Here is an 8719-nt window from a genome sequence, read left to right as displayed (position 1 = left end):
CAGCCCCGCCGCCGGCCGGAAGCGGGGCGGCTGGGTCAGCGAAACCGCGCGCCGCCGCGCTGTTGCCGCGACCATGCGCGAGGTCGCCGAACACCTGGGCAACACACCCGCCGTTGCGCGGAAGTCCTATGTGGACCCCAGGATCGTGGACCGTTTTATGGACGGGGAGACCGTCCCGGCCGCCTCCGGGCGGGTGTCCGAGTCGGCCGTCCGGCAGTTCCTCGCCGCCTGAGCGGGACGGCGGCACGCGGTTTCCGCGGCGGCCGGTAGTAAGTAAGCTGATGGTTGTCCATGATGCGAAGCTCACGAACACCAGGGAAAGGCGGGGCCATGACGGAACAAAACGCGGGACGGGAATCGGGCCGCTACGGGGATGACAGCAGGCATGACGACGCCTTCGAGGAGGCGCTGACCCAGACCGCCCGGGAGGAGCGGGTCGGCGACGCCGGAGACCTGGCCAACGACCTGCGCTTCGCCGAGGAGCAGGAGCTGATCGCGGAGCAGGCCCACGGGGAGTTTCCCACCGAGGAGGGCGGACGGTACCGCGAGGAGGGCGAGGAAGCAGCCGGGCTGGACGAGGCCGCCGCGTCGCTCGACGTGCCCGGCGAGGAGTTGGCCGGTACCGCCGGGGCGGAGGCCAGCGACGACCAGTACTACGCCGGCGACGAGCAGTAAGGCCGGCACGCTGGGGGAGCGCCCCAATCTCAGTCGCTGAAGGAATTCGCTCCGGGGTTGTTCCGCAGCGCCACCGGATCCACCCGGACGGCCAGCGAGGCCGGCCGCACCTGCACGGTCAGCGACGTGACGTGGCCGTGCAGGTCCCCGTCCAGCTGCGTGTTGATGGGCTCGTGCGCGGTGATCCGGATCTTTTTGGCACGGATGTAGTCGATCACCGGGATCGGGGCGGGGTGCTTGAGTACCGTCTTCGCCCCGATCCAGAGCCAGCCGACCACGCTGCGGGGGCTGAGCAGGACGATGTCCAGCTCGCCGTCGTCGAGCAGGGCGTCCGGAACAAAGTGGATCCCCGCCGGCATCCTGCCGCAGTTGGCGAACAGGATGCTGCGGATCCTGCGGTGCTCGGCCGGGCCGTCGTCGAAGCTGACGGTGACCCGCCGGCTCTTGCCCGGCAGGTGCCGCACACCGGCCTCGGAATAGGCCATCCAGCCGATCCGCTTCTTCAGCTCGTCCCTGGTCGCCGCGAGCACCTCGGCATCCAGGCCGGCACCGGCCATGACCAGGAAGGTGTCCCGGGCCACCTTGCGGGTGTGCCTGTTCTCCAGCGTGATGGTCGCCGTGTCGATCCGCCGGCTGGTGCCGTGCAGCGCGGTGCGGATGTTCGTGTCCAGGTCGTTCGGGTCCATGCCCAGATTGCGCGCCAGCAGGTTTCCGGTGCCCAGCGGCACCAGCCCCACCGGCACCTTGCCGCCGGCCAGTTCCGAGGCCACCACCCGCAGGGTACCGTCCCCGCCGCCGGCCAGGACTACGTCGGCCCCGGCGGCCAAGGCCCGCCGGGTCTGCGAGTGGCCGGGGTCCTCAACGGTGGTTTCCAGCACCAGCGGCTCGTCCCAGCCGGCTTCGGCGCAGGCAGCGACGATCTTCTGGCGGGCGGCCTCGGCGTCGTTCTTGATCGGATTGAGCACCAGGGCCACGCGCTGGAGGCCGGCCGCCCTGGCCGGCGTCGTGGCCGGCGGGACCTGCTCGGGACGCGGCCGGGGAAGGTGGCGGGCGCTGAGCCAGCTCAGGACGAGGGCCACCGCGGCAATCGCGACGGCCAGGCCAACCACCCACTGAGTGTCCATGATGATCTTTAGAATATCCGCAGCCCGTGCGCCCGGGGCTGCCGGGTTCGCGCGGCATTTTTTGTATAGGCTGGGCTGGTGATCGATGTAAATGAACTTCGCGCCAATCCCGAACGATTCCGGGCCTCCCAGCGGGCCCGGGGTGCAGACGAGTCCCTGGTCGATGCGGTGGTTGCCGCCGACACGGCCCGGCGCGACGCGATCAACCGCTACGAGTCCCTGCGCGCGGAGCAGAATGCCTACGGCAAGAAGGTGGCCCAGGCCAAGGGCGAAGAGAAGCAGGCGCTGCTGGCCGAGGTCAAGGAGCTCGCCTCCCGGGTCAAGGCCGCCCAGGCCGCCTCGGATGCCGCGCAGGCCGAGCAGGAGGCGCTGGTCCGCCGCATCCCGAACCTGGTCGAGGACGGTGTGCCCGAGGGCGGCGAGGACGACTTCGAGGTCATCAAGACCGTCGGCGAACCGCGGGACTTTTCCAAGGACGGCTTCGAGCCGCGGGACCACCTGGAGATCGGTGAGCTGATCGGGGCCATCGACATGGAGCGCGGGGCCAAGGTCTCGGGTGCGCGCTTCTACTTCCTGAAGGGGGTGGGCGCCCGGCTGGAGATTGCGCTGCTGAACATGGCCATGGACCAGGCGGTGGCGGCCGGCTTCACGCCGATGATCACCCCCACGCTGGTCCGGCCGGAAACCATGCAGGGCACCGGCTTCGACGTGGCGCACGACGCCGAAATCTACCGGCTCGCCGAGGACGACCTGTACCTGGTGGGCACCTCGGAGGTTCCGCTGGCCGGGTACCACGCGGACGAAATCCTGGACCTGTCCGACGGGCCCATCCGGTATGCCGGCTGGTCCTCGTGCTACCGCCGCGAGGCCGGCTCGCACGGCAAGGACACCCGCGGCATCATCCGGGTCCACCAGTTCAACAAGGTGGAGATGTTCAGTTACACCACCGTGGACGAGGCCGCCGCCGAGCACGAGCGGCTGCTGGCCTGGGAAGAGGAAATGCTGGCCAAGGTGGAGCTGCCGTACCGGGTGATCCACACGGCCGCAGGAGACCTGGGCACCTCCGCCGCGCGCAAGTACGACTGCGAGGCCTGGGTCCCGACCCAGAACGCCTACCGCGAGCTGACCTCCACGTCCAACTGCACCACGTTCCAGGCCCGCCGGTTGAATGTCCGGGAGCGGCTGACCGGCGAGGGCGGGGAAAAGAAGGGCACCCGGACGGCGGCCACGCTGAACGGAACCCTGGCCACCACGCGCTGGATTGTCGCCATCCTCGAGCATCACCAGAACCCCGACGGCTCGGTCACCGTTCCGGCGGCGCTGCGCCCGTACCTGGGCGGCCTGGAGGTCCTGCCGGTCCTCTGAGGATTCAGGCGCTCTTGCAGGGGTTCCAGGCCGGGGGCCTGCGGGCGGCTTCGTTCACGGGCTGTTAATCCAGGTTTGTGGCCGAGCTCCTACCGGTGTCACCCCGTCGTCTGGTTCACTTGTGAGATGACAACTACAGCTGACAAAGCGGCTGCTGGCACCGAGGACCAGCGCGGAACCGGGACGGCAAACCTGACCGGCGGGACCCTGAACGGGGCCCGCAAGCTGGTGGCCCTGGATGTTGACGGGACCCTCGTCAACCATGACGGCCACATGAGCACCGCGGTGCGCGCGGCGGCGCGGGCCGTGGTGGAGGCCGGGCACCAGGTGGTGGTCGCCACCGGCCGGTCCCTGAACGCGACGCTGCCGGTCATCGAACTGATTGGCATGACCCGCGGCTACGCGGTCTGCTCCAACGGTGCGGTGACGCTGCGCGTGGATGCGGACCTCGAGGACGGCTACGAGGTGGTGGACCGCGTGACCTTCAACCCGGGCCCGGCCCTGCGCGCGCTGCGCACCAAGCTGCCCACGGCCAAATTCGCCCTCGAAGACGAGGAAGGCAGGTTCCTCTCCACCGAGCGCTTCCAGGACGGGACCTTCGGCATCGAGGCCGAGGGCGTGGACTTCGAGACCCTGGCCGGCTCCACCGCCGTCCGCGTCGTGGTCTCCAGCGCCGACAACACCCCCGAGGAATTCGCCCGCGCCATTGACAGCGCAGGACTGCACGGCGTGTCCTACTCGGTGGGCTGGACCGCGTGGCTGGATATCGCCGCCAACGGCGTGACGAAGGCCAGCGCGCTGGAATCGCTGCGCCGCGAGCTGGGCGTGGACCCTGCCGACACCGTGGCGATGGGGGACGGGCGCAATGACATCGAGATGCTGACCTGGGCAGCCCGCGGCGTCGCCATGGGGCAGGCCCCCGAGGAGGTTGCCGCCGCCGCCCGGGAGGTCACCGGCACGGTGGAGCAGGACGGCGCGGCCGTCGTCCTGCGCAGCCTGCTTTCCTGAGGGCCGGCCTCGCCGGGAAGCCGCTCAGGGCCGGCCGGCCGCCTTTTCGACGAGGGCGCGGAATTCCTCCAGCGAGTCGGCCACCAGCGGTTTCCCGTTGAGGAAGAAGGTCGGAGTGCCGCTGATGCCCAGGGCCAGGCCGTCCGCCTTGTCTGCCTGGACGCGTGCGGCGGTGGCCGGGTCCGCCACGGCGCGGTCGTAGGCGGCCATGTCCAGGCCGAGCTCCTGCGCGTAGCCGCGGAAGACGGCGCTCTTGTCGTCTGCCGAGCCGCCCCAGTCCTTCTGGGTCCGGAACATCTTGTGGTACATGGCCTCGTATTTGCCCTGCTGGGCGGCGGATTCGACGGCGATCGCGGCGTTCATGGAATTGCGGTGGCCGGGCAGCGGGAAGTAGCGGTCGATGAACGTGACCGTGTCCCCGTGTTCCTCGCGCAGCTCTTCGACAAAGGGGTACGCGGCCAGGCAGGCTTCGCATTCGAAGTCCAGGAACTCGACCAGCTGGGCCTTCTCGTCCGGGGCCTGGGAGAGGACGCGGCTGTTGGCCCGGACCACCTGGCCGGCATCCTGCGGGGCGGTGCCGGCCGTGCTCCTGGCCACGGCGAAACCCAGGGTGCCCGTCAGGACCATCAGCCCCATCAGGATCCAGACGGCGATGCGTGCCTTGCGGGATTTGCTCGAGGTGGTCGGTTCGCTGGCGGGGGTGGTGCTCGAATTCACAAAGATCCTACTGGAGGGCGGAACGGAGGGTGCACATGGTGCAGGGGCGGCCCGGCCGGAGCCGGGCCGCCGGAAGCGGGCAGGGCCCTACTTGGTTTCGAAGCGCTTGATGGACGCTTCCAGCTCGGCCTCGGCGGCCGCGCGGTCGGACCAGCCCTCGGCCCTGACCCACTTGCCCGGCTCGAGGTCCTTGTACCGGGTGAAGAAGTGCTCGATCTCCTTGATCAGGAATTCCGGCACGTCGGAGAGTTCCTGGATGTGGTCGAACCGTGTGTCGGTGGGAACGCACAGGATCTTCGCGTCTCCGCCGCCGTCGTCGGTCATGTTGAACACGGCGATCGGGCGGGCCTCGACCAGCACGCCCGGCAGCAGGTCGAAGTCCTGCAGCAGCAGCATGGCATCCAGCGGATCCCCGTCCTCGCCCAGGGTGTCCTCGAAGTAGCCGTAGTGCGTGGGGTACTGCATGGACGTGAACAGCACACGGTCCAGGCGCAGCCGGTGCGTCTCGTGGTCGATTTCGTACTTCACGCGTGATCCCTTGGGGATTTCGATGGTCACATCGTGCTTCATGGCATGCTCCTGATAGCGACGGCAGGTCTGGACGCGGCAGGTGCGGCCCGTGGTGAGACGGGCAGGGTCCCGCGCCGGTTTACCCTTAACGATATAGGCCCTGCGCCCCCGGCCCGGCATCGGCTTACCGCGCGGGTGTTCACGATGGGGCGCAACTTCACCGGGAGGACAGCATGAACCGTGGCTTCCGCGTGCTCACTTCCGTGTTGCTCGCCGCCGCCTATGCGGCCGTTGCGGTGCCCGTGGGCATGAATCTCGCCCGGGCCGAATGGGCGGACGCTTCCGGCCCGGCCGTCCCGCCGCCGGCCCAGCAGGTTCCCAACCGGCTCTCCGGGCCCGGACCCATCACCGCACTCGAGGATTCGGCGCCGGTGCCGGATCCAAAGGTCCTCTCCGGCGTGCTGGACCAGGCGCTGGCGTTCGACGGCGGCAGCTTCGCCGCGACGGTCGCCGATGCTGCCACCGGGCAGGTGCTGTACAACCGTTTGGGCCAGCAGCCGCGCATTCCGGCCTCCAACATGAAGCTGCTCACGGCCGCCGCGGCCCTGTCCGTGCTGGGCCCGGAGGGCAGATTCGCCACCTCCGTGCTGCGCGGCAGCAAACCGGGGACCCTGGTCCTGCGCGGCGGCGGGGACTGCCTGCTGACGGCCGGGGAATCGGGCAGCCAGGCGGCGGGCGCGCCCAGCCGGGCCGGCCTGGCGACACTGGCCGCCGAGACGGCGGAGAGGCTGAAGGCGGAGGATTTTGCCGGCAAGCTCACCATCCTGCTCGACGACACGGCCTATGCGGGCCCGGTAATCAGCCCGGGCTGGGATCCGGCCGATGTGGCCTCGGGGCAGGTGGGCCCGATCTACCCGCTGGCCATGGACGCGGGCCGCAGTTCGGCCGGCGCCGCCGCCTACTCGCCGGACGCGGCCCTGGCCACCGGCCTGGCCTTCCGGGACGCGCTGGCGAAGTCCGTGGCCGGCAGCGGCATAAAGGTGGCCGGCCCCGTCATCCGCGGCAGCATTCCCGGGGGTGCCACCGAACTGGCCCGCGTGGAGTCCGCCCCGGTCTCGGACCAGGTCGACTACATGCTGCAGGAATCGGACAACTATGTCGCCGAGGTGCTGGCCCGCAACACCGCGCTGGCCAGCGGCAAGCCCGGCTCCTTCGGCGGCGGCACCGAGGCGGTCCGGGAGGCCGTCTCCCGGCTCGGCGTTCCCACCGACGGGATGCTGATCACCGACGCCAGCGGGCTGTCCCTGCGCAACCAGGTCTCCACCGCCCAGCTCGCGGCAGTGGTCGCGGCGATCACCAGCGGGGACAATGCCTCGCTGCGCGCCGGCCTGTCGGGCCTGCCCATCGCGGGGCTGAGCGGCACCCTGGACGGCCGCTATACCCGGGAGAACCAGGCCGGGGCAGGCCTGGTCCGGGCCAAGACCGGCACGCTCAATGCCGTGACCGCGCTCACCGGGTACGTGGTCACCGCCGAGGACCGGCTGCTGGTGTTCTCCTTCGTGGCCAACGACCTGCGCAATTCGACGGCGCAGGCCCGGACCGCCGCGGACCGTGCCGCCACGGCGCTGGCCGGCTGCGGCTGCCGCTGATAACCGCTGCCGGCCCTGCGCTCCATCCGGCGCTGGGGAAGCACGGCGTGCGCTCAGCGAACGGCCCGTGACCGCGGGCACCAACATGTGATCTGATGTGAACTGATGGACACTACAGCCAGCCCAGCAAACAACTCCGCCACGCCTCCCCGGTTGATCAACTGGGAGCTGGCCGCCACCACTGCCGCCCGGCTGACGCCCGCCGGGCCCAAGCTCTCCGGAGCGCAGATCCAGGCCGCCGTCGAGAACCTGCGCGGACTCGCCGACGAGTCCGTGGACCATGTGCACCGGATCACCGGACTGGACGCGGCCCGGGACCTGCGCGATTCCCAGGTGCTGGTTGTGGACCGGGCCGCATGGTCCAAGGCCAACGCCCGCAGCTTCGAGATCATGCTGCAGCCGGCGCTGAAGGCGCTGGCGGAGAAGCGGCCGGACCAGCTCAAGAGCGCCGCGACGGCCCTGGGCAGCACCGTGACCGGGACCCAGATGGGGGCCATCCTCTCCTTCCTCTCCAGCAAGGTGCTCGGCCAGTACGATCCGTTCTCTTCGCTGCTGACCGGCGGGCCGGCGGGCGGACGGCTGCTGCTGGTGGCGCCGAACATCATCGCCCTCGAACAGGAACTGAACGTGGAGCCGGTGGACTTCCGGCTCTGGGTCTGCCTGCACGAGCAGACGCACCGGGTGCAGTTCGCGGCCGCTCCATGGCTGCGGGACCACATGCTGGAGCAAATTGCGGAGCTCTCCAGCAGCATTGCCGCGAAGGCGGACACCATCGGCGACCGGCTGCAGCAGGCCCTCAAGGTGCTGGCCTCCAGCGCCAAGGCGGTGGCCTCCGGGCAGGAACCCGGGGGCGGCGCAGCCGGCGGCAGCGCCGCCGGCAGCCTGCTGGAACTGTTCCGCGGCCCCGAGGAGAAGGCGGTCTTTTCCCACCTGACCGCCGTGATGAGCCTGCTCGAGGGCCATGCCAACGTGGTAATGGACGAGGTGGATGCCTCGGTGGTGCCCAGCGTCAAGACCATCCGGCAGCGCTTCAACGCCCGCAGCAAGAACCGCGGGGTGCTGGAGAACTGGGTGCGCAGGCTGATGGGCCTGGACGCCAAGGCGCGCCAGTATACCGACGGCGCGAAATTCGTCCGCGCGGTGGTCGGCCAGGTCGGCATGGAGGGCTTCAACAGGGTCTGGGAGCGCGCGGAGAACCTGCCGACCGAACAGGAGATCCACCAGCCGGACCTGTGGATCAGCCGGATGGACTATTCCCGGGCATGAGCCCGGAAGAGCCCGCCCGGGAACCTTTCCCCGCACCCCCAGGCCCGGTCCGGAAGCGGCGCCTGGACCCGCTGATGGGGACCGCACGCAACCAGCTGCGCGCCGCGCTGGAGCTGCTGCCGCCGGCATCCGCCCCGCCGGCCGGCGAACCGGCGCTGCTGCTGGTGGCCTGCAGCGGAGGACCGGACTCGCTGGCGCTGGCGGCGGCGGCCGCCTTCTTCGGCCGGCAGCGGCGGGACGGAACGCGTGCGTTCCGGGTGGGCGCCGTCATTGTCGACCACGGCCTGCAGGACGACAGCGACGCCGTCGCCGAACGGACCCGCAGCCAGCTGGAACGGCTGGGCCTGGCGCCGGTGCAGGTGCGCCGGGTGCAGGTCCGGGACCCCGGCATGGGCCCGGAGGCCG

Annotated in this window: 8 protein-coding genes and 2 pseudogenes; 7 read left to right on the top strand and 3 right to left on the bottom strand. The window is 70.3% G+C overall.

The window, feature by feature from the left end; all coding sequences use genetic code 11:
- Positions 1-232: pseudogene (locus ACFQ36_RS17995) on the top strand (DNA topoisomerase IB); the annotation flags it as partial.
- Positions 233-330: 98 nt separating this feature from the next.
- Positions 331-675: a hypothetical protein gene (locus ACFQ36_RS17990; RefSeq protein ID WP_377016098.1), complete on the top strand. Its 345-nt coding sequence runs from the start codon at positions 331-333 to the stop codon at positions 673-675.
- A gap of 29 nt (positions 676-704) precedes the next feature.
- On the opposite strand, the gene ACFQ36_RS17985 is transcribed toward ACFQ36_RS17990, so the two are convergent.
- Positions 705-1799 carry a diacylglycerol/lipid kinase family protein gene (locus ACFQ36_RS17985; RefSeq protein WP_377016096.1) on the bottom strand — a complete coding sequence of 365 codons (1095 nt, stop codon included), beginning with the start codon at positions 1797-1799 and terminating at the stop codon, positions 705-707.
- Between the two features lie 78 nt (positions 1800-1877).
- On the opposite strand from ACFQ36_RS17985, the gene serS reads away from it, so the two are divergent.
- Positions 1878-3164, top strand: coding sequence for a serine--tRNA ligase (serS, locus tag ACFQ36_RS17980; RefSeq protein WP_377016094.1), 1287 nt, complete (start codon positions 1878-1880; stop codon positions 3162-3164).
- A gap of 126 nt (positions 3165-3290) precedes the next feature.
- Positions 3291-4172: an HAD family hydrolase gene (locus tag ACFQ36_RS17975; RefSeq protein WP_377016092.1), complete on the top strand. Its 882-nt coding sequence runs from the start codon at positions 3291-3293 to the stop codon at positions 4170-4172.
- Positions 4173-4196: 24 nt separating this feature from the next.
- Here ACFQ36_RS17975 and ACFQ36_RS17970 read toward each other — a convergent pair whose 3' ends face one another.
- Together ACFQ36_RS17970 and ACFQ36_RS17965 are read right to left on the bottom strand one after the other, a co-directional pair.
- The gene (locus ACFQ36_RS17970) at positions 4197-4889 is read right to left on the bottom strand and encodes a DsbA family protein (RefSeq protein WP_377016090.1); all 693 of its coding nucleotides are present in this window, start codon (positions 4887-4889) and stop codon (positions 4197-4199) included.
- An 87-nt stretch (positions 4890-4976) separates the two neighbouring features.
- Positions 4977-5459 (bottom strand): inorganic diphosphatase, encoded by a 483-nt coding sequence (locus ACFQ36_RS17965; protein WP_377016088.1) that lies wholly within the window; start codon positions 5457-5459, stop codon positions 4977-4979.
- 173 nt (positions 5460-5632) lie between these two features.
- Here ACFQ36_RS17965 and dacB point away from each other — a divergent pair, with 173 nt between their 5' ends.
- From dacB to ACFQ36_RS17950, 3 genes and pseudogenes are all read left to right on the top strand, one after another.
- A complete protein-coding gene (gene dacB, locus ACFQ36_RS17960) occupies positions 5633-7048 on the top strand; it encodes a D-alanyl-D-alanine carboxypeptidase/D-alanyl-D-alanine-endopeptidase (RefSeq protein ID WP_377016086.1) in 1416 nt (471 codons plus the stop codon).
- A gap of 105 nt (positions 7049-7153) precedes the next feature.
- Positions 7154-8314: a zinc-dependent metalloprotease gene (locus ACFQ36_RS17955; RefSeq protein ID WP_377016084.1), complete on the top strand. Its 1161-nt coding sequence runs from the start codon at positions 7154-7156 to the stop codon at positions 8312-8314.
- A gap of 74 nt (positions 8315-8388) precedes the next feature.
- Positions 8389-8719, top strand: a pseudogene (locus tag ACFQ36_RS17950) (tRNA(Ile)-lysidine synthetase); the annotation flags it as partial.

The sequence above is a fragment of the Arthrobacter sp. GCM10027362 genome, from assembly GCF_042679445.1.
GTDB lineage: Bacteria > Actinomycetota > Actinomycetes > Actinomycetales > Micrococcaceae > Crystallibacter.
The sequence above is the reverse complement of the archived record's forward strand: the minus strand, read 5'-3'. Positions and strand labels throughout refer to the sequence as shown.

Bases quoted from the DNA above. Each gene is read 5' to 3' on its own strand.
- ACFQ36_RS17990 (WP_377016098.1), top strand. From the start codon at position 331: ATGACGGAACAAAACGCGGGACGGGAATCGGGCCGCTACGGGGATGAC.
- ACFQ36_RS17985 (WP_377016096.1), bottom strand. From the start codon at position 1,799: ATGGACACTCAGTGGGTGGTTGGCCTGGCCGTCGCGATTGCCGCGGTG.
- ACFQ36_RS17975 (WP_377016092.1), top strand. From the start codon at position 3,291: ATGACAACTACAGCTGACAAAGCGGCTGCTGGCACCGAGGACCAGCGC.
- ACFQ36_RS17965 (WP_377016088.1), bottom strand. From the start codon at position 5,459: ATGAAGCACGATGTGACCATCGAAATCCCCAAGGGATCACGCGTGAAG.
- dacB (WP_377016086.1), top strand. From the start codon at position 5,633: ATGAACCGTGGCTTCCGCGTGCTCACTTCCGTGTTGCTCGCCGCCGCC.
- ACFQ36_RS17955 (WP_377016084.1), top strand. From the start codon at position 7,154: ATGGACACTACAGCCAGCCCAGCAAACAACTCCGCCACGCCTCCCCGG.